This is a genomic window from Anabaena subtropica FACHB-260 (assembly GCF_014697105.1).
Lineage (GTDB): Bacteria > Cyanobacteriota > Cyanobacteriia > Cyanobacteriales > Nostocaceae > Trichormus > Trichormus subtropicus.
On record NZ_JACJRF010000007.1, the window covers coordinates 140509 to 162893 of the forward strand.

A 22385-nucleotide genomic window follows, 5' to 3' on the forward strand; every position below is an offset into this window, starting at 1 on the left:
AGTAATGCTTGTAATCAGAAATAATTGCTTCATAATTTACCAGATAGTGATTAATATTTGTTTTTTATCGAAACTTTAATCTATCAATAGATAGTTGACATTATATTTTTCTATTTTTATGCAGTCGAAGCTGATAATTTACAGTGGCTAAAAAACCAGATAATTCTTAAATTTTGCCAAATATTTGGCAAAAGGGACGTGGCATCAATAATTAATTTTGCTAGTGCGATGAGGAATGAGGATGAGTAATGCGCTTTCTATAGCCGCCGTTACAGCAGTGATTAAGTATTTACTGGAGAATGGTCTAGTTAGTGATGCGATCGCCTCTAGTATTGGCGATGTGCTGGTTACTGCACTTCCCCCAGATAAAATTCAAGTTGGAACAGACGAACGCGCTCAACTCAATCTTTTTTTGTATCAATTTACACAAAACCGTAATGTTGATTGGATATCTCAAGAATCTCGCAATCGATTCTCACGCATAAATCCCCATCCATCTTCTACAAATCCCCCACTAGCTTTAAATCTTCACTACTTACTTACAGCCTACGGGCCAAAAGATTTTCAAGCGGAAATTTTGCTGGGTTATGCGATGCAACTATTGCATAAATCACCAATAATTACATCAGCAATTATTGAAAATGCTTTGAAAAATTCCTTGGGAACGAGTACTGCTAACGTTTTTTCCCAAGCTCTGGCGGGTGTCCCCATATCGGATTTAGCAGAGCAAATTGGTCAAATCAAAATTAGTCCAGAATTATTTAAATTGGAAGAGACATCTAAAATCTGGTCTGCTTTACAAACAAACTATCGACCTTCTGCTACCTATGAAGTTTCAATGGTATTAATTGATGGTAACGAATTTTATCCATCTAAAAGTTCTTACTTAATACCTTTATTTCAACCACATATTAAGGAAGTTATAGCTCCAGCAGAACTAGAACAAAAAATTATTGTAGGCAGTACATTAATAATTCGGGGTCAAGGGTTGCGCGGTGATTTTACAAAGATCCGCCTGGGTAACACAGAAAAATTATTTGCCCCTTTTGATGTTCAAGAAATCCAAGTAAGCTTGCTAGTACCGCCTGACTTGCTCTCTGGCGTGCAGAGTGTGCAAGTTGTACATTTGATGATCGAAAGCACAGGACAAATTCAAAATCTACAGGAATCAAATGTAGTGCCTTTTGTGCTACATCCAAAAATTACAGCCTCAGTTGCTCAATTACAAAAAGATGAGGATAATTTATGTTCAGCAGCAATCAGCGTTCAATGTAATCCCAAAGTTGGTAAGGAGCAACGAGTAATTTTATTGTTGAATGAAATATCAAAAGATAATCCAGCAACATACTCGTTTGCTGTTGAAAATCGTAATGAGGATACCAACAATATCATGATTCCTATCAAAAAAGTGAAGCCAGGAAGCTATCTAGTAAGGGTGCGAGTAGATGGAGCAGAAAGTTTGTTGTATAGAAATCAAACTGGAGAGTATGATTCTCCCCAGGTATTAATTCAGTAATTAACAATCTACTATAGGACTCATACTTGATTTCTGAAATAAACGTAGGGGAGCCACTGCCTTGGAAGGGTTTCCCGACTTATTCGCTCTTAGCGTTCCCGCAGGGTAGCAAGTGGCGTTGGGGATTGCCCACCGTATCATGGTTTTGCTGGGCAATATTCACCCTACAAATACTGAGATTTTTTCAATAATCAAATAGGATTCCTATATTGAGGTAACGATAGATTGTGCTGAACCATAGCAATCTTATCTAAAAGTTATGGTTTGCGCTTACGTCCGCCCCCAGGAGCAGCACCTGGCTGTTGTCCGCCCCCAGGAGCAGCACCTGGCTGTTGTCCACCACCCATTAAGCCACCAGCCATACCACCCATTAAGCCACCAGCCACTTCTCCAAGAGGACCTAAGGCTGAACCCATACCGCCACCAGCACCAGCTTCTTCTTGACCACCGCCCAAGAAACTGTCAGCCACGCCACCGATTAAGCCACCAGCCATTCCTCCAAGAGGGCCAAAGGCAGAGCCTACTGCCCCACCTATATCGGATAAACCACCGCCGCCGCCACCGCCGCCACCGCCGCCACCGAGACTACCTAACATTCCCAATCCGCCCATTAACAATGGCAAGAAGCATTGAACGGGTTCGGTGCTGTTCTGAACCGGTGGCGCACTATTTGCCATCAAGTTACTGCCTGAACCAGGAACTTGAACTTGCTCACCTCTGGCTGCCTGCGCTCCGATTTGATCTGCCTCTGCTTCTAAATTGGTATCAGCATTGATAGGAGCGCCCTTACTTTGCTGTGGTACTGGCACTCTTCCGGCTCGTTGCTGTACCACATGGGTTAGCTCGTGTCCTAATAGGGCTTGTCCTGATGAATTTTGGGGATTATATTGTCCTGGTGCAAAGTGAACATTATTTCCTTGGGTAAAGGCTAAAGCTCCCATCGATTTAGCTTGCACACTGTCAGTATGAATGTTGACATCAGCAAAGCTAGTGCCGAAAGAGTTTTCCATTTTTGCCTTAACTGGTGCAGGCAAGGAGTTTTTAGAGCCTGAGGATGCTGTTTTTTGACTAGAGTCGCCTGATTTTGAGCCTTGAGAGGTTTGCTCTGACTTCATTTGACTAATATCGTGACCAAAGCGTTTTGCCTGCTTTAGTTGAGTCTTTAAGTCTGACTTTTGACTGTCTGACTTGGCTTGCACTGAGAAATCACGACTTTCAAAGCGATCGCCTGAATCCAAAGAGTGCTTGGCTGCTTGAGACTTTTTCTGAATGCGTGTTTGTGTATTCATGGCTCAATGCTCCGTATAGTTGGAAACTAATTTAATGGATAATAGGCAGTATAATTTCTGCAACTGTAGATACTTATCTACCAAGTGTGGAATTGTGAAAAATATAACGATAGATGGTATACAGTAGTTTTGAATCAAATGTTAAAATTATAACTTTGATTGAGTTTAAAAGTTATTTTGTCTAGACTTGTTTATTAACGTAAGTGCTATAAGTTTAAAGGAATTTTCAAAAATAAAATTACTAATTTGTCTGGTGTAATTTTCGCCGACAGAGAATATTGAACAGGTACGGACACCCATCCCACAGGCCAATTTTTTATTTAGTTATTAATTTTTCTTAACGAATTTAAAGTATTTCTATGCCTAGAAGAGTGTACGCACAAAACAAAAATAAAAATAAAAAAACATGGAATTCCTCAAACACTCCAGATTGGGGAATGTTGCAGTCGCGTCCATTTGTTTTACAAGCACAAATGGCAAGAAATTTACAGCAGCCAGATTTAAGAACTTCTCTCAGCCGTGCAGAACGTTACGGTCATCACATCGATCAAATTCAACCTGGATGTCTTGTAAATACAACTCCTGTGCAAATGCTATCCGCAGAAGAAGAGGAAAAAGATAAATTAAACCCGGATATAAATTTAAATATTAATCTAGTTGCCAGTGTTATAAATAGGCTCAAGAGTAATCATCAAAATCAGCAGTCAGAAAAGGACCGTGCTGAAAACCAGAGAAATAGAACTAATAGTGAAGCAAAAACTTCAATATCAACAGATAAAGATAAGAAACAAAGTTCACATGAACGTTTGACATCACCCCCAGCCATTAAATTATCAGGAACAGAAGCAACAGAAGAAGCAGAACCATTAGAGCCTCCCGACCCAGAAGTTGAGAGAATGTTGACAAAAAATCAGCAGACTCAAAAAGATTCAACATCTGCTCAAATCCCAGCACAAAAAAACCTGATTCCTCCTCCTTCTGCTTATGACGATAAAAATGTTGCCAGAAAGAAATTAGGAGAACGTAATCAATATTTAGCCAAGAAAGAGGCGATGAATACCTTGAGTGATAGCAAATCCTTTGTGACTATTCAACGTGCTGTGACCAAGGTTGATGGAGGCAAATCTGCTAAATCAGAAAATGGAAAGATGGAAGATAATAAGCAGCGAACTAAGTTGAAAAATGCCGCAGAAATGCTTCGAGAGCAAGTAATTGATGGTGATAAACAAGTACTAGAACAGGTAAGAGGGACATTTAATTTAGACCCTGATATTGTTGCTAAACAAGGTGGAGAACGTTTGATTTTACAAGAGGCGCAGTAGTTTGATCAGCAATTATTCTAATAATGTTTAGTTGATCAACGTCGTTGGCGGTTTGCTGGTTTTGGATTATTGGGCAATGAAGGCTTATCAGGTCTCACATCAGATTTTGGGTATTGACCTTTGACTGTCTGTAATTCTTCTTGGGCTACTGATTGTAAATGTTTTGCGTTTTCAGGCTGAATACGACCTTGGCGTGCTGCTTCAGCATACATTTCATTCATTCTCTCTACTGACCAACTTAAATCTCCAAATGGTACTACGCCTTGCTGAGTTGGTTTTACTGGTCTAGGATCATGGAGACTGGGTTCACCGAATACTGCACGCCTGCCAAAAGTGTGGCGCAAATCAAGTTCCATTGCTGCACCATAATAGTCCTGCTGTGATTCCATCCGCCCAGCAAAAGGAACCATACCATGATGTGCGTGTAACAGATATGCTCGTTGATGTTCTACTTCCTTTCCAGAATCAGTGGTATTCTTACGGCGGTGTAGCAATTTAGATATGGCGGCTGTGGGTAAGCGTCTTGACAACTTAGTCCCTGGACTAGTTTTACGTCCTTGTCCCAAAGGTTGATGTAAAGAATCTGGTGTCATGTGATCCACCTCTACAGATTGACCACTGGGTGTTAGTTTATGACGATTAAATTGTCCTGCATAAGTACCAGGATAGCTACTGGGTTTATCAGGAAGGGAAAATGTGCCAGGGACAGGTCCTAATTTCTGCTTGGCTGCGGCATCAGCTTTTGGACTAGCCATTTGAATTATGGGACTATTATTACTGCCAAAAGCTTTTTTTTGCTGTACTACTGTCGTATCTACAAAATTAGTAGGGTGTGTCTGATTGAGGTGATGCCCGTATTTTTCTGCCTGCATCAAAGATGTTTTTAAATTCGGTTGGTTTAATTTAGTTTGTTTTGATTGCACCACAAATGGACGCGACTGAAATATTTCCCTACGCGAAGAAGCATGGGAGAAAGCCGATGGATATTTCCTAGTATTTTTTGTTTCTGTATAGAGTCGGCTTGGCATAGGAATATCCTCACTTGGACATAAAAAAGTTAATTTATTTAGATTCAGAGACTGTTGCAAAATAAGGTGATGAGTATTTTATTTTACAAAATATAAATAATTAACAGAAATAGTTAATCTTCTCGCCTCCCGTGTTTCCATTTCTTAGTTGATTTTCCAAGGGTATAGTCCTTATCCATCACTATTGGGAAATCGCTAATAGCATCATTGCAATCATTACAGCGACCTTTGCTTACACCAAGCAGCACAGATAGTGCTAAGTCATCAGTATTTTCAAAATCGCCAGCAAAGGCATTATAAACTGCAAATGGATCTGCGTGTTGTCCGCTATCCAGGTTAGTTACAATCTGGGGTTCTTGTAAACCTCTTTCACTGAACTGTTCCTTTAAATCATTAACTGTTTTATTATTACCGCGCTGTTGAGATATGGTAGGTACGCCGAAGCCTGTATGCGTAATAGGGATACCCACCGCAGTTGTAGAATGTCTGGCATACTTTGGAGTTCGATTTTCGTTGTGTGCTTTTTCCGCCATTTGATCTAGACTCCAGGTAGGATAATCTATTCTTCTGTTTTTTCTCTTATCAGGATTTGCTGCTTGTATTGGTTCTATGGATGATGTCTTATTTTCCGGTATTTCCCTGGCACACTTTTGCTGAATTACTTCCGGGTTGGAAACGTTTGTAAATACTATTTGACCGAGGTTATGTCCATATTTTTTTGCCTGCATCAAAGATGTCTTCAAGTCAGGTTGATTACTCATAGACTCTTTCGACTGCACCACAAAAGAGCGCGACTCAAACATTCCCTGATTTGGATTAGTTGAGAAAGCAGATGTTTCTTTTTGTAATTTCTTATTTGGGGTGTTGAGCCGGCTTTGCATAGAAATACCCTGAATAGCAGTGGATACTTTAGATTTTTTGTTTTTTAGTACCTTGCTTACCAGAAAGGTTTTGTGCATCAAATGGCCGTTTAGAAGAGTTTATGCCTGCAAGATACATATACAACAGGATATATTAGATTATTTTCTAATTTTTAAGTCTCTTATTTCTGCCTTCCACCTTCTGTGCCAATTCTTGTTTTAATTTAGAATATTCATCCATTCTTAGACCAATTCTACGGACATATTGACTAGGTATCTTTCCCTCTACTAGTACTTCTTGGTCTCTATGTGTATTGGCAAGAGCTTGCAACCTATTTGTTAATGGTTTTTGCTTGTTTTTACTTAATTTTTGCCCTTGTACATAACTATCAATGTCTTTATGTGGTATGACACCTTCTACTTTATGCTTAGTCCGTTTGTGTATATCCTCTTGAATATGTTTTTGAATTTGAGAATTATCATGAACTTTAACACCTAATTTATCTGCATCTTTTTTTAAAGTATCTAAATTGACTTCTACTTCGTACTTTCCATAAGGTTTTGCACCTTTGTGTTCGCCAGGAGAGAAAGATGTAAATGGACTTTTCGCTTTTTGGTCTATACCTCCTTGTATATGGTCGTAAATACTTGCATTTCCTGTTAAATTGGCTGGTATAATGCTTCCTCTATCATTTTCTTCCATAGATATGTAGGATTTCTTATTTGTTTTGCCATTTTTCTGAAACTGATGTTCAGTTAAAAAATCGTCTTCTCGTCTTAATGTTTTGGGCTTTGTCAATTGAACTGGTGCTTTGATGGCTGCCATTGGTACTGGCTCAACTAAAACATCTGTAGAATGACCATATTGCTCTGCCCGCTTGTCAGATGCCATGAGATTAGGCTGCTGCTGTATTACTGTTGAAGCTGAACAGCCTGTAGGCGGTATTTTACTGATGTGATGCCCATAACGTTCAGCCTGTACTAATGATGTCTTAATATCAGGTTGTTGTGAATTTTTTTCCCTTTGTGCCTGCACCACAAACGATCGCGGCTCAAACATTCCCTGAGTTGAAGCGCTTGATGAATCTAGAGTTTCTTTTCTGGCAGTACGATTGGGAATGCGGGGGCGGCTAATCATAGGACTACCTTGATTGGAGTTAAAAAATAATCTTTTATTTCCACATTAAACGGAAGCTACATAACTCAAATTATCTATTAAAATGCACACCATCTACTCAACCCAGCCTTTAATCTCAGTATCCGTAAGTGTGCGTTCTAACTTGATATACTCACTCTTAGCTGCTTGCAAGAGATGCTGCATCATCACCACTTCCCCGGCATCAGCCGCCAAAAACGCTGCATTTAAGGCAATACTGCGAATATTTCCACCCGCAACATTCAACTGTCCCAACTTCTGCGGCTCTAAACCTTGTGTGGGTGTTGCTTTGGGGAAAATCCGGCGCCAAATTTCTGCTCGTTGAATAGAGTCTGGGAACGGGAACTGGACAACAAAGCGGATACGGCGCAGAAAAGCTTGATCTAAGGAACTCTTTAAGTTAGTTGTCAGTACCGAAAGTCCGCGATAACTTTCCATGCGTTGCAATAGATAACTGACCTCCACATTGGCATGGCGGTCATGGGAATCTTTGACTTCGGTACGCTTACCAAATAAAGCATCGGCTTCATCAAATAGTAATATTACTCCCCCCAATTCTGCGGCATCAAATACCCGTCCTAGATTCTTTTCTGTCTCCCCGATATACTTACTCACCACCGCACTTAAATCAATACGGTATAAATCTAGGCGTAACTCCTGGGCTAACACTTCTGCTGCCATTGTCTTACCCGTACCGCTTAAACCAGCAAATAAAGCACTAATACCTAGTCCTCGGTTACTTTTGCTGCCAAAACCCCAGAGGTCGTAGACTTTAGCCCGTTGCTTGACATGGGTGGCAACATCTCTCAAAACTTGAATTTGCGCCTCTGGTAAAACTAAATCTCCCCAGTCAGCGATGGAATCGATTCTTTGTGCTAAATCATCCAATTTGGGGCGGGCTTGGGCGCGGCAACTATCCCAAAGAAGATCATGAAATTTGGCTTCTATTTGAGTTTCCTGTACTTGTTGCCATTGAACGCGGACTTGGGAACAAGCAGCCTGAATTACGGGTACACTGAGGTTAAATTGTGAGACTAAATGATCAATCTGAACATTCATCGATTCGGTAGTGGTTCCCAAAGCTGTCTCCCAAAGAGTGTACTGTTCTTTGGTTGTCGGGCGTTCAATATCAAAAACTAACAGGGGTCGTAAACGCGATCGCTTGCGTTCTATAGTAGCAATAATTACAGGAGAACGGAGGAATTCGCACAGGTAGGTAATGGCTCCTTCTCTGGCGGTGTCTGCTGTCTCCAAGTCATCACAATCAATCAACAGCACGCTACTTGTTAATGCCACTTCCCGTTCCCAAAGTAGCTTAAACTTATTTAAATCTGCGGGGTTTGTGGGTATGTTGTGGGCAGCAATTGTATATAGGTTCAACCCTAAGTACTGGCAAGCTACAGCAGCTATTGGTCGTTTACTAGCTACTTCATTCCCACATAGTTGTAGTATTGGTAACTTTAAAAAATCATGGATTTCCACCCACCAAGCAGCAACCATTTTTTCCATTAACTGCCATTGAGATGTTACCAATTTATCTGTAACTGCCACAGGTTCTACTATGCCTAACAGACGTTCATCAAGATGCTGCACACCATTTAAATAATGCAAGATGCGCTCATCTATTCGTAGTGGGCTGGTCATGAGTTCACTACCGGAACCGACTTCAATTAACCGCCACCGCCGCAGAGAACCGGCAGGAGTAAAGGCACTCCAATGCAGACCGTCTAGCAATGTCATCGCCAAGCCAAAGGTGGCATAAGTGCGTTGTTCATTTCCACAAGCCGCAGCACAAAGCACGCCAAAACTGGCATCTAGTTCTACACCTGCACACAGCAATAGTAGATTGCTTTCAAATTCACTTAACTGAAAAATGGTGCAAAGCCGTTCTAAGCGGTTTGCTTCAGGAGATGAATCTAAACTTTCTAATGGATTTTCGGAAGTTGGGATTTCTTCATCGATAAAATCCTCCAGTAAACTTGGGTCGGCGTGTTGCAACAAAGTCTTGCGGATTTTAGCGATCGCTGTGATTAAATAGGTAAGATTGTTAGCCTCACCATTGTTAGTTGTTGCGTTCATGGTTTACCACTGCCCAGTGTTATCCTCTTGTTGCAAACCGATTAACTGTCTTCTTCTCCACGCAAAGGAAAGAATATTAATTCCTAATTCTTGGGCTGTACGAATCACTAGTCTGGGTAAGGTTAGTTCTCTATCTAATCCCCAAGCTGTTGCTAAATCTCCAATTATTAAAATAATTCCTCCACCAGTTAATATTTCTATTTGTCGTTGATTAACTATTGGTAAGGCAGCAAATAGAAAAGGTCTTGTTCTTAAAGGATGGTCACGGCGTAACTCTCCTAAAGGTTTTAAGGGATTTTCTAACTGTTCTGCTAAAGCACGAGTACTATCTATTAATCCATTAGCGTCTGCTGGGGCATCAACTAAAAGTATTCCTCCAGTATTTAAATATTTTTTCAAATAATCAAGTTCGAGACTATTTAAAGATAATGCCTGCTGTCCAGTCAGATAAAGTAAATCATATTCTTGAATATTTTCGGCTAAACTAACCTGTCCTGGTTCATCATTACCGCGCAAATAAAGGTATAAAGGTTCTACCGATTGCAACAAATAGGAAAGATTGAAAAAATTCCGGGCGCATTCGGCATCGCTATGATTTACTTGCGCTATCCTCACAATTGCTTGGGGGCGTGCTTGTGCCTGACGACGATAACGTAAATCTATATTGTTATAACCAGGAAAAAAAACATCAGCAGGTTGGGCAATTGTTTTCTGTCCTGGTTGTAGAAGAATGCGGCAAATTTCTATTTCTGAGATATTAGGTGTAGAGTTCCTTTGGTCAAACCGATAAGCTTCTTGAACGATATCTCTTTGCTGTGTACGTCGCAATTCATCTGGGTCTATATAGCTCACTACTAAATAGACCATAATTGGCTCAGAACTGGCTACTTCTAAATCAATGGGAAAATCATAAGCTGTGGGTACAACAATGAGATTTCCAGCTAAATCAATAGCAATTCCTGGCTGAATTTGTACCCAGCGCCCATCTCTATATTTGGCTTCAACTTTACTGGGTGCAGGAATATCTCTAACGCCTAAACCGCAAACAATTCCTGGTTGATTTAAACATTGATAATGGGTATTTTGCCGCAACCGATGGTAATCATGGGCCTTACTCCAGCGTTCAGCATTTATTAATAAGCCATCGGAGGCTTGTAGGCGTTCAAATGGTTTAATTTCTGGTGGGGGGAATGGGTGGGACATTATTTTTTGTAAGAGAAATTTATAATTCGTAATTTGGGCTAGGTTTTAGCTGTGAGGATTTTCTATAGTTAATTCATAAGTACAAAAGGCTGGTTTTTCTTGTTCTATGATGCGTCTAATTAATTGCTCGTGTATGGTATTAGGAACTTCTGGTCGTAAGCGCACGACGAAGTGGTATGCTTTTCCACCTGCTAGGACTGCATTGCCTAGTTCAGCTTCACCGATGATAAAACTTTTGCCAAAAGGTTCTGTGATACTGATGTGTTTATCTGCTTCGTTGGGTAAATTTTCGTCTAAAGGTAATCCTGTATAAAGATGTAAATAAAGACGTAATCCTTTACGGGTTCCTCGCCAGCGATAGAGTTCTACTGCACGGCGAATTAAACGACGCTGTTGGTTTAAATCCCACCCAGAATCTATTGGCCAAGCTACCCAATGAGCTAAGAATGGTAATAGGGCTTGTGGTGCTGTTAAGGGGTCTAGGTTAGCCCACATGATATTGAAACTGTCTACGACTGGTTGATAGGTCTGCTCAAATATTTTCATGAAGCGACCAATAAAGTCTACTTCTCGATAGAGGATGGGCAGAAATTCCATGTAAACAGACCAAGGGCGGATATATAAGCCAAATGGGTCGCTTTTCTCAATGTGTTCGTCGTCTGTACCTGGGTCTAGATGTATGACAATAAAGTTGTGGTAGTTAAGAGTTAATTTATCTTTTTTTCCTGGGGCGATCGCTTGCTGATCTTCAAAAAATGTTACAGGTATTTGGAAATAAACCACGGCCTGCATCTGTTCTCCAGGGGCAATTTCGTTACCTTCTGTCCCAATTCGATACCATTCAGCCGGAAAATCTCCTTCAACTCTCAAATTCAACCGCAAGGGACGTTGTTGCAAATTTTTGATCTGCACTACCATCTCGCTTGGCTGCCCAGGATGTAATAGTAAACTGTGTCCAGTGACATTTACGCCTTCCGCCATTGTAAATGCTGCCAAACCTGCTTCTGGTACTGCCTCCGGTATTTGCATGGGAGTTAAATCAATTTTGACAGCAGGGGTAGAACGACTTTGAACCATAGCACGATACCTTTTTTAAGTAAGAGCCAGGGGAGAACCCTCCCTTTTTATCGATTGACAATATTGATTACATGACCGGAACGCAGATTATTATCAGACCAAGAACAGACTAATCCTTCGATTCCTGGGTCAATTAGGGGTTCTGGTGAAGATTGCCGTCTCCATGTATCGCCTTGTTTGCGGATAGGAAATAGGAGGACTGCACCGAGAAAACGTACACCCGGAGCTTGTTGCAATAATGCCACAATATCTGATGTGTAAACTGGTCGCCCAAAAGGCCAGCCTTTACCATCTGTGCCTCCCGTTAAGGGATTTAAATATTTATACAGGGCAACTCTTAAATTAAGCAGGATTTCTTGCTGGGCAAAAGGATTATCATAGGCAGGTTCTAGGGCTATTTCGGTCTGTACAGACACACCTACGTATTCTGGTTCTTGCAATTGTATTTGTACACCTAACAACCGTCTTTCGTCTAAGTAGTGGAGAACTTGCTCTTGGAGAGCAGGGCTGAGGGCAAACTGTTCTGGGGCTATACCTTGTCCTTGGGTAATTGCATCTGTATTGGCTTGAGGAACGATGAGTAAACCAACTGTACCAGCTTGTCTGTTGGTATTTGCAGGTAAACAACGAACGCGAGCGATCGCACCTGCACCACCTTGTTGAGTTAAAATTTCAAAGTCTTCGGCTGTAACTGCGCGGTCACGGGTGCGTAAAATCCTGGGAGCTTTGATAGCTGCTTGTTCTAGTGACTCAGCATCTGCACCATTAATCGCTGATTTATGATTGATGACGTTAGCTACATAGGGAACCGCAGATTTCAAAAACTGGAGTGCGCCGCTTTGAACATTACCCTGTCTACCTCCCCCTGTACGATAAGTAACCATTCTAATTTCTGAACCACGAGGGGGAACTGCGCCGTATTGATGTTCTAAAGTCTGATTTTCTAAATCGCTAACTTGCACAAAAGTTTGTTCATATCTGGCTTGCTGTATTTGGGAGCGAATTAGTGTTTCGCGTTTGAGTTGGCTGGGTTCACGAGTTAGGGGGCCAAATTGGACTGTACCTGTGATGGAATCGATGGTGTAATGTAGGTTTTGCGCCCCAGAGTCGGCAAAATCTCTCACCTCTTGCCATCTTTGCGGTAAACCACCAGGGGGAATGACGATGATGTACTCATTTTCTCGGCGTTCTAAAATCGGTGATTGCTGTAATTGGAAGGTCTGTCCTGGCTTACCATTACTGATTCCCAAACGTTCATCTTGAATTAGGCTACTCTGACTAGCCCGTACTGTACCGCCAACTGACCGCACACCTAAACCAGTAATGCGTGGTGGACGGTTGTAACCTGATTGATTGTTATCTAAGGGTGTCAAGACGCAACGCAGCCAACGCCCACGATAAGCAGTAAAATTTGTTTCCGGCCAAATTTGAGGTAAATGTAGGCGGACTTCTGCTCCTTGGGCGGGATTTCCTCCTTGTTGGGCGATTTCATAAAAGCTGAAGCCCCGTGTTTTATCGTCTACTTCTTGGTATAAAACTGGTTGCCAACATTCTCCGTCCCAGGCTTCCCAATGTCGTGGTGGCTGATTGGGGTTAATACCAGTAGGGGTAGCCGTAGCTCCTTGGAAGATGATTTCAATAACATTGCCATCAAGAGGATCACTAGAATTGATCACTAAGTAAAAACAGTTACCAGGCTGGGGTTCTTCCTCAAATACTGATTGTTCGCTACCTTCCCAGTAGCCATCAGACTGACGATCCCAAGTACTTGTGAATCTTTCTCTCAGAGATTGGGGAATTTCTTCCACAGATTGAGCATTTAAGATGTACTGAAGACGGGGTTTGCTGATAATTAAAGGGCGGTCTGTACTAAAAGTAATAGCTTGTGTAGTCTCTGTTCGCACAGTAGAGACTTCGATACCTACGGGAATTGTGTAAGTTTCTGGTAAATCGGAACTTAAATAAAAAGTTAATTCTGTGTGTGCTGGGGCGGGGGGTTGGAGACGAATACCTAATAATTCTAGAAAAGCAACATAATTTTTACGCGGTACTTGGTTAAATCTCAGTAACATCTGGTCAGTTAACCAAGCAAATAATTCAATTAGGGTAATTCCTGGGTCACTGAGGTTATGGTCTGTCCATTCTGGGCAGTAGCGCGGGATACGCATAATACACTCTTCCACCAGATCATCAAAGGTGCGATCGTCTAAGTTGGAAGTAGGTAATTTAGGTAAAAAATCGAAGTTCACAGTTACACCAATAGACAAATTAAAAATTAAGAAACACGAGTTTAAATCTATAATCCTGTTTGAGAAAATTGGAATTAAATTTTTGCCAATCTATGCTAGTTACAAATTACAAATTATTCTCCAGGTGCTAGCAAATAAAAAGGATAAACAAAATTATGAATATCAGAATACTTCTTCAGCCGATACTTGATATTAATGTCAACTCTGCCACGAATCGGGTCGGGTTCTGTGAGAACTTCATTGATAATAATCCTTGGTTCCCAACTCTCTAATGCTTCTAAAACATAAATACGAATTCGCAGCAGTGTATCACTATTTAAAGGTGCAAATGCCAGTTCTGATAACCGTGAACCAAAATCAGGTCGATAGACTCGTTCACCAACGCCAGTGCGGAGGATAATCCAAATTGACTCTTTAACTTTCTGCTCTTCATTACTAAAATTTATGCCCCCTTGCAAATTTAATTGCAGTGGAAAAGCCCAACCTTTCCCTAAATAAGCATTCTGTTGAGTATCTGACATTTCCAGCAGTCCTTGCTACTTAAAACTATGAATTCACATCCAGAAAATCTCAATTAACAATCTCAAAAATTCCTCAATTTACTACACTTCGCGTAACCATTAATAATTTTTAACCTCCAATTAAAACAGTAGAATCTCCTCTAGTAATTCTATTCATCGGCCCTAACGCTTCGAGAATTTTGTCTCCCACACGACAAGCAGGCAGGTTGTTAATGAGTACAGTTTTGCTACCGTCAATGACAACACCAGGCCCATGAGGCGGTACGGGCAAAGGTGTAGCACAGATATGAATATCAGCCATACTAGGTGGAAGAGATGCTGCCGCAGCATTGATAGCAGTACTCATGGTGATAGAGGCTGTTGCTTTTGTAGCTTGTTCAGCCGCTATCGCAGCAGGTGCAGCAGGTGTACCGGAGGCAGCTTTTGATGCAGCTTCAGCAGCTTTAACAAGGGCATCAGAAGTTGTTTTTGCTGTCCGCAAAGTTGTTGCGGCTGTTATGGGTATACCTCGCCATGCTGGTAAAGACCCAATCAAGACATTCATGCTACCTGGACCTCCTGTTAATACTGGTGGTAAAGGGTGGGCTACAAAGTCAGTAATTCTTGCTGCTGGTTTACCTTGAGACATAACAATCTCCTTGCTTGCAGTTATCAGGATGAATACAAATTAAATTTCTAGTTAAGACGAATCAAACGCCCGTTAATGTTAATTTCTCCCCCGGCTGTAATATTAATATTTGCCACAGCATCTATTGATAAACTTCCTGTAGATGTCATTGACACAGAGTTATCTGTATCGTTCATTTTAATTTTATGACCGCCATCAGTCATAATTTCTATAAAGGATTCGCTGTCATTAAGATATATTTTGTGTCCATTTTTAGTTTTGATACAAATACCTGTTTTGCTACTGGCTTTATCTTCTTCGACAAATTGCAAACTATGTCCTACACGTGTTTTAAAAGTTCGTAGCCTGACTTTCCCTCCCATTACTGTGTCTTTGACGTTTTCCGGTGGAGAGTCTTGACCATTCCAAACACCGCCAATAATATAAGGTCGATGAATATCACCATGTTCAAAACCAACTAAAACTTCATCATTTATTTCTGGTAAACAGTCGAATCCTCGTTGATTTGCTGCGCCTAAAGCGACAACTCTCGCCCAATAACTTTCATGTTCCTCTGTGAGGGTAGGAAATTTGACTTTAACTCGACCCAATCCTTGGGGGTCTTGATTATTGGTGACTATTCCTACCAAAAAGGTCTGACCAGGTTGTAAGCGTGTTTGTGAGGAAACAGTAGTAAATAAATTACTAGAGCGCAGTCCCCGGACACTGAAATCTGTGGTGTAAACTCGCTGGGTATAGAAATGGCGTGTTGCTGTAATATAGTACTTACCGGTAAAGCGATCGCCCATATTTTCCAAGGTCACAGTTTTTCCTGGGCGAATTTTGGGATTACCCTCAGCTTTCGCATCTGCATAAACAAATTCTCCACCCAATTCATCGCACAAAGCTTGGGCCATTGTCTCAGCTTGTTTAGCACAGAACACTGGTTTATCCACAACAGTCATTTTAGGTGGTTGTGAGAGATTAAATTTATTACAACTATTACTTCCTAGCTGATTACCTGTATTAGTAATCACTCTTTCTGATGTGGCTGTCGAAGTAATTAATTTTTTTTGAGTATAGTCCCAGCTACGCACTTCTACAGCACTTACTTGTTCTGCGCTGGTAACACGAGTACTAAAGCTACTGATTTTATCTAGCCATTTTAGTTCTAGAACTTCCTCTTCGTCTTTAGCTTCTGGTTTGCAAAAATTTATTTTATTTTCTTTAATAAACAGTTCAAAGCCAATACGAGCAGCCCTCTCTCGCAAAAACTCCATATTAGTTTGGTTTCCTTGGAAGACATACTCATGTACTTCACCAGTAGAGTCTATTTTTCCTTCTTGTATACTTACTTCTTGAGCAATTTTACGTACAATATCATCATCTGTGACATTCAAAAAAGACCGATTATGACGACCTCTGTGAAGACGATGGGACATATCATAACCACGAACAATAATCGGTGCTTCAGATTTTTCATTAAAATGAACTTCAATTGCTGTAATTTCACCTTCAATCAAAAAATCTTCTTTTTCTTTGTTGAATTTTTCGGCTTGAGTAGTACTAGAAATAAAACCTAATTTGATCTTTTTACCAATCTCAAATAAATTCTCATGTCGCCAAGGTTTATAATTCGCATCCTCTTTTGTAGGAAGATAGCTATTGTGTACTACTAAGGTAAACATAGCTGGTAGATGAAGACTTTCTTCCACAGTAATTTGCAATAAATCTTTGATTAGCTCAGGAGAAGCAGGGGTTCCCCCTAATTCTACTTTTGGTATACATAAATAGAGACTTTTGGACATACATTAAAACCAAACTACTACAACATATCAAACTCTGAGTCTGTGAAGAATGAAAATATTCTTTAGCTCATTAAATCCGAGCATCTTGCTGGCGATTACTACCAGTGGGAGCAGGTGGTTTGTCGTTGGTAACATGATTAGGATCTACTTCCTCTAAGGAAATATCTACCATTGCTCTGACTGGTGTACCATCAGTCAAAAACATTGTTAAGGTGTAAGATAGGCTATTCATTACACAATAAAAATATTCATCTTTCCAAGTAAATATATAAACAGGAGGACGTTCATCCTTTAACTGATCAATAGGTTCTACACCTTGCTTAATAATATTGATATATTTCATTACTGATTCTTTAGTTTCATAAGTATCAAAAAGCAATTGCTTCAATGTGAACTGATAAGGTTCTACACCTGAGAAATTGACTTTAGGCAATAAACTCTCTCCTCTATTACCTCGATGTTTCTGCCAAGTAACAGTTCGAGAAAAAGTAATTTCCGTAGGATTAAACATTAACTCAATATCATCAGCTTCGCCATTGTAAGCTACAAGTTTTGCTTTCTCAAGTTGTGGTTGTAGCTTTTGAGGAATAAAAAATGCTGGGACTGTCATTTAATATTTGCTCCTAAAAAAATAACATGATTTATTTAATATTTACCAAGGTAAGCGACCTAGATAAATGCCTTCACGTTCTCGTTCAATTTCTAATTTTTGTCTCAACCGAAAATAAATTTCATGAGCTAAAGCTTCTAAGGCATTTTCATCATCATCTACAGAATTAGTAGGCCTTTTGATAGTTTTAGTTATTGCTGCGGTTTCCGTAGATATGTCCGGTGCTTTCACTTCTCCACCAGCAACAAAGCCTTTAGGTGATGGAAGGTTTTTTGTAGGAACTATTTTAGAATCTGATACTAAGTTTGAAACTTGAGAATTGACGGAATAAGAAGATTCTGGCTTTTGTAAACTTGATTCTCCATTGCTAAAGTTTAAAGTAGTAAATTCCTTATTATTGGCATTTAATAATTCTTCAATATTCGACCACTGATTAGGTATTTCATGAGGTGTATTACTAGTAGAACTAGAGTTGGCTTTGCGGAAAATCATGGGAGAAGATGAGTAATTCAGCGAAGATTGTTTACTTATACCCGTAGATTTATTTTCAAACCTATTTAAAGATGGAGAACTAAGTATAGAAGACCTTTGCTTTGTAATATCCAGACCCAAGGAAGAAGGAATGAAAGAAGTAGCAACATCAGATAAGTGATTATCATCATTTTTTTGTGGTAATTTTATTTCTGAAACAGAATCATGTTTGTGTGATGTTTCTAAAGATTTTGTTTCTTCTTTTTTTTGAAAATTAGATGTAGATGTTTGTAGGTTGGGAAGGATATTCTCCGCTTTACCACCTTGATTAATATGGTGTAAAAGAGGAAGGTTGCTTTGTGCATCCCTTGCATTAATTACAAACTCTCCAGGTGTGAGCATAGCAGCTACAGTATCCGAAGGTGCTATCCGTTGATTATTTTCAAGATTTAACTGTGTTACCTGTCCACCTGTAGCAAAACCTTGAGGTGCTGGTAAATTCTTAAAAACATTATTGTTCGGTAATGTTGATTCTGAAAATTCTGGTTGAATGACTGTGGAGTTTGGTGTGGCGATATCGGAATTGTCAGAGGATGTTACTGCTAAGTTATTTGTGGTAAATTCTTCGGTGATTGGTGCTGCTAATTCTGGAAATGCTGGTTGAATGACTGTGGAGTTTGGTGTGGCGATATCGGAATTGTCAAAGGATGTTACTGCTAAGTTATTTGTGGTAAATTCTTCGGTGATTGGTGCTGCTAATTCTGGAAATGCTGGTTGAATAATTGTGGCGTTTGGTGTGGCGATATCAGAATTGTCAGATGATATTACTGCTAAGTTATTTGTGGTAAATTCTTCGGTTATTGGTGAGGTTGATTCTGGAAATGCTGGTTGAATGACTGTGGAGTTTGGTGTGGTGATATCGGAATCTTGTACAGAGGTGAATTCTGGAAATACTGATTGAATAATTGTTGAGTTTGGTTTGGTGATATCGAAATTTTGTACAGAGGTGAATTCTGGAAATGCTGGTTGAATAATTGTGGCGTTTGGTGTGGCGATATCAGAGTTGTTAGACGGTATTTCTGCTAAGTTATCTGTGGTAAATTCTTCGGTGATTGGTACTGCTGATTGTGGAAATGCTGGTTGAATGATTGTTGAGTTTGGTGTGGTGATATCGGAATTGTCAGAGGATGTTACTGCTAAGTTATTTGTGGTAAATTCTTCGGTGATTGATGCTGCTGATTCTGAAAATGCTGGTTGAATCACTGTTGAGTTTGGTGTAGTGATATCAGAATTGTCAGATGTGAATTCTGGAAATGCTGGTTTAATGACTGTTGAGTTTGATGTGGCGATGTTGGAATTATCAGACGATGTTACTGCTAAGGTATCTTTGGTAACTTCTTCGGTTGTTGATGCTGCTGATTCTGGAAATGCTGGTTGAATGACTGTTGAGTTTGGTGTGGTGATATCGGAATTGTCAGACGATATTACTGCTAAGTTATCTTTGGTAAATTCTCCAGTTGTTGGTGCTGCTGATTCTGGAAATGCTGATTGAATGACTGTTGATTTCGGCGTGGTGATATCAGAATTGCCAGATGTGAATTCTGTAAATGCTGATTGAATGATTGTTGAGTTTGGTGTGGCGATATCAGAGTTGTTAGACGGTATTTCTGCTAAGTTATCTGTGGTAAATTCTCTAGTTGTTGATGCTGCTGATTCTGAAAATGCTGGTTGAATCACTGTTGAGTTTGGTGTAGTGATATCAGAATTGTCAGATGTGAATTCTGGAAATGCTGGTTTAATGACTGTTGAGTTTGATATGGCGATGTTGGAATTATCAGACGATGTTACTGCTAAGGTATCTTTGGTAACTTCTTCGGTTGTTGATGCTGCTGATTCTGGAAATGCTGGTTGAATGACTGTTGAGTTTGGTGTGGCGATATCAGAATTATCAAATGATGTTACTGCTAAGTGATTTGTGGTAACTTCCCTAGTTATTGATGTTGCTGATTCTGGAAATACTGGTTGAATGATTGTGGAGTTTGGTGTAGCGATATCAGAATTATCAGATGATGTTACTGCTAAGTGATTTGTGGTAACTTCCCTAGTTATTGATGTTGCTGATTCTGGAAATGCTGGTTGAATGATTGTGGAGTTTGGTGTGGCGATATTGGAATCTTGTACAGATGTGAATTCTGGAAATGCTGGTTGAATGACTGTGGATTTTGGTGTGGCGATATCAGAATTATCAGATGATGTTACTGCTAAGTTATCTGTGGTAACTTCTTCGGTTATTGATGCTGCTGATTCTGAAAATGCTGGTTGAATGATTGTGGTGTTTGGTGTGGCGATATCAGAATTGTCAGAGGATGTTACTGCTAAGGTATCTGTGGTAACTTCTTCGGTTATTGGTGCTGCTGATTCTGGAAATGCTGGTTGAATGATTGTGGCGTTTGGTGTGGTGATATCAGAGTTGTTAGACGGTATTTCTGCTAAGTTATCTGTAGTAAATTCTCCAGTTATTGGTGCTGCTGATTCTGGAAATGCTGGTTGAATGATTGTGGCGTTTGGTGTGGTGATATCAGAGTTGTTAGACGGTATTTCTGCTAAGTTATCTGTAGTAAATTCTCCAGTTGTTGGTGCTGCTGATTCTGGAAATGCTGGTTGAATGATTGTGGAGTTTGGTGTGGCGACATTGGAATCTTGTACAGATGTGAATTCTGGAAATGCTGGTTGAATGATTGTGGCGTTTGGTGTGGCGATATCGGAATTGTCAGATGATGTTACTGCTAAGTTATCTTTGGTAAATTCTCCAGTTGTTGGTGCTGCTGATTCTGGAAATGCTGATTGAATGATTGTGGCGTTTGGTGTGGCGATATCGGAATTGTCAGATGATGTTACTGCTAAGTTATCTTTGGTAAATTCTCCAGTTGTTGGTGCTGCTGATTCTGGAAATGCTGGTTGAATGATTGTGGAGTTTGGTGTGGCGATATTGGAATTTTGTACAGATGTGAATTCTGGAAATGCTGGTTGAATGACTGTGGATTTTGGTGTGGCGATATCAGAATTCTCAGATGATGTTACTGCTAAGTTATCTGTGGTAACTTCTTCGGTTATTGATGCTGCTGATTCTGGAAATGCTGGTTGAATGACTGTTGAGTTTGGTGTGGTGATATCGGAATCTGGTACAGATATGAATTCTGAAAATGCTGGTTGAATGATTGTTGAGTTTGGTGTGGCGATATCAGAATTGTTAGATGATGTTGTTGCTAAGTTATCTGTGGTAACTTCTTCGGTTATTGATGCTGCTGATTCTGGAAATGCTGGTTGAATGACTGTTGCGTTTGGTGTGGCGATATCAGAATTGTTAGATGATGTTATTGCTAAGTTATATGTGGTAAATTCTTCGGTGATTGGTGCTGCTGATTCTGGAAATGCTGGTTGAATGATTGTGGCGTTTGGTGTGCTGACATCGGAATCTTGTACAGATGTGAATTCTGGAAATGCTGGTTGAATGACTGTGGATTTTGGTGTGGCGATATCAGAATTGTCAGTTGATGTTACTGCTAAGGTCTCTTTGGTAACTGCTCTAGTTGTTGATACTGCTGATTCTGGAAATGCTGATTGAATGACTGTTGAGTTTGGTGTGGTGATATCAGAATTGTCAGATGTGAATTCTGGAAATGCTGGTTGAATGATTGTGGCGTTTGGTGTGGCGATATCAGAATTGTCAGTTGATGTTACTGTGGAGGTTGGTGTGGCGATATCAGAATTGTCAGAGGATGTTACTGCTAAGTTATCTGTGGTAACTTCTTCGGTGATTGATGCTGCTGATTCTGGAAATGCTGGTTGAATGACTGTGGAGGTTGGTGTGGCGATATCAGAATTGTCAGAGGATGTTACTGCTAAGTTATCTGTGGTAACTTCTTCGGTGATTGATGCTGCTGATTCTGAAAATGCTGGTTGAATGATTGTGGTGTTTGGTGTGGTGATATTGGAATCTTGTACAGATATGAATTCTGGAAATTCTGGTTGAATACTTTTGGTGTTTGGTGTGATGATATCAGAAAATTTATGCTTGCTAGGTAAAGATGATTTACTTGATTTTTTAGTTGAATATTTTGATTTAGATTGATTTTTTTTCTGTGGTTTTGGCTGCTCTTTTTTGTGTTGCTTATCTGGCAATTGAGATTGATAATTTATTTCTGTTGCAATTTGGCTAGAAATATCACTGTCGTTTTTGGGTTCTATTTGTAATATATTATTAATATTATTTTTAATTAATTCAGTATTTTCTTGTGAATCTGTATTAAAGGGTTCCGGTTCATCAAATAAGGGCATTTCTGGTTCGCTAGTTTGATGATTCCAATTATTCCAATGTACTATTGTATTTGGTAGTGATACGTATTTACGAGGTAGTAAAAAATTGGAATATATGACCAAAGGCGAATGAATTGCAATGAGTTTATTAAAACTACTTTGCTCATGCCAAATAAGTTTATTAGGTTGAGATAAGTATTCTCCTAAGCCAAGTCTATTCACTTGTGTTCCCAACATAGGTTGAATAATTTGCATAGTGATTGTTGGAAAAT

Annotated in this window: 15 protein-coding genes; 2 read left to right on the plus strand and 13 right to left on the minus strand. The window is 39.9% G+C overall.

Features of this window, described 5'->3' with window-relative positions; genetic code table 11:
• The first annotated feature begins 241 nt into the window (after positions 1 to 241).
• Positions 242 to 1516: a DUF4255 domain-containing protein gene (locus H6G18_RS06360; RefSeq protein WP_190406246.1), complete on the plus strand. Its 1275-nt coding sequence runs from the start codon at positions 242 to 244 to the stop codon at positions 1514 to 1516.
• Between the two features lie 257 nt (positions 1517 to 1773).
• On the opposite strand, the gene H6G18_RS24530 is transcribed toward H6G18_RS06360, so the two are convergent.
• Positions 1774 to 2805, minus strand: a complete 1032-nt coding sequence (locus H6G18_RS24530; protein WP_199311570.1) for an eCIS core domain-containing protein — start codon at positions 2803 to 2805, stop codon at positions 1774 to 1776.
• 371 nt (positions 2806 to 3176) lie between these two features.
• Here H6G18_RS24530 and H6G18_RS06370 point away from each other — a divergent pair, with 371 nt between their 5' ends.
• Positions 3177 to 4127, plus strand: coding sequence for a hypothetical protein (locus H6G18_RS06370; RefSeq protein ID WP_190406247.1), 951 nt, complete (start codon positions 3177 to 3179; stop codon positions 4125 to 4127).
• 35 nt (positions 4128 to 4162) lie between these two features.
• On the opposite strand, the gene H6G18_RS06375 is transcribed toward H6G18_RS06370, so the two are convergent.
• The 12 genes from H6G18_RS06375 to H6G18_RS06430 all read right to left on the minus strand — a co-directional run bounded on the left by H6G18_RS06375 (position 4163) and on the right by H6G18_RS06430 (position 22368).
• Positions 4163 to 5155, minus strand: coding sequence for a hypothetical protein (locus H6G18_RS06375; RefSeq protein WP_190406248.1), 993 nt, complete (start codon positions 5153 to 5155; stop codon positions 4163 to 4165).
• 113 nt (positions 5156 to 5268) lie between these two features.
• Positions 5269 to 6036 carry a hypothetical protein gene (locus H6G18_RS06380; protein WP_190406249.1) on the minus strand — a complete coding sequence of 256 codons (768 nt, stop codon included), beginning with the start codon at positions 6034 to 6036 and terminating at the stop codon, positions 5269 to 5271.
• A gap of 145 nt (positions 6037 to 6181) precedes the next feature.
• Complete coding sequence (locus H6G18_RS06385) at positions 6182 to 7153, minus strand: hypothetical protein (protein ID WP_190406250.1); 972 nt, start codon at positions 7151 to 7153, stop codon at positions 6182 to 6184.
• Positions 7154 to 7246: 93 nt separating this feature from the next.
• Positions 7247 to 9250 carry an ATP-binding protein gene (locus H6G18_RS06390; RefSeq protein ID WP_190406251.1) on the minus strand — a complete coding sequence of 668 codons (2004 nt, stop codon included), beginning with the start codon at positions 9248 to 9250 and terminating at the stop codon, positions 7247 to 7249.
• A 3-nt stretch (positions 9251 to 9253) separates the two neighbouring features.
• A complete protein-coding gene (locus H6G18_RS06395; protein ID WP_190406252.1) occupies positions 9254 to 10453 on the minus strand; it encodes a DUF4159 domain-containing protein in 1200 nt (399 codons plus the stop codon).
• Between the two features lie 45 nt (positions 10454 to 10498).
• Positions 10499 to 11530 (minus strand): phage tail protein, encoded by a 1032-nt coding sequence (locus H6G18_RS06400; protein ID WP_190406253.1) that lies wholly within the window; start codon positions 11528 to 11530, stop codon positions 10499 to 10501.
• Positions 11531 to 11577: 47 nt separating this feature from the next.
• On the minus strand, positions 11578 to 13779 hold the full coding sequence (locus H6G18_RS06405) for a putative baseplate assembly protein (RefSeq protein WP_190406254.1): 2202 nt from the start codon (positions 13777 to 13779) through the stop codon (positions 11578 to 11580).
• A gap of 113 nt (positions 13780 to 13892) precedes the next feature.
• Entirely contained in the window at positions 13893 to 14300 is a 408-nt protein-coding gene (locus H6G18_RS06410) for a GPW/gp25 family protein (protein WP_190406255.1), read from the minus strand.
• A gap of 109 nt (positions 14301 to 14409) precedes the next feature.
• The gene (locus H6G18_RS06415; protein ID WP_190406256.1) at positions 14410 to 14928 is read right to left on the minus strand and encodes a PAAR domain-containing protein; all 519 of its coding nucleotides are present in this window, start codon (positions 14926 to 14928) and stop codon (positions 14410 to 14412) included.
• 47 nt (positions 14929 to 14975) lie between these two features.
• Complete coding sequence (locus H6G18_RS06420; protein WP_190406257.1) at positions 14976 to 16715, minus strand: VgrG-related protein; 1740 nt, start codon at positions 16713 to 16715, stop codon at positions 14976 to 14978.
• 70 nt (positions 16716 to 16785) lie between these two features.
• Complete coding sequence (locus H6G18_RS06425; protein ID WP_190406258.1) at positions 16786 to 17325, minus strand: CIS tube protein; 540 nt, start codon at positions 17323 to 17325, stop codon at positions 16786 to 16788.
• Between the two features lie 42 nt (positions 17326 to 17367).
• Positions 17368 to 22368, minus strand: coding sequence for a beta strand repeat-containing protein (locus H6G18_RS06430; RefSeq protein WP_190406259.1), 5001 nt, complete (start codon positions 22366 to 22368; stop codon positions 17368 to 17370).
• Positions 22369 to 22385 lie beyond the last annotated feature (17 nt).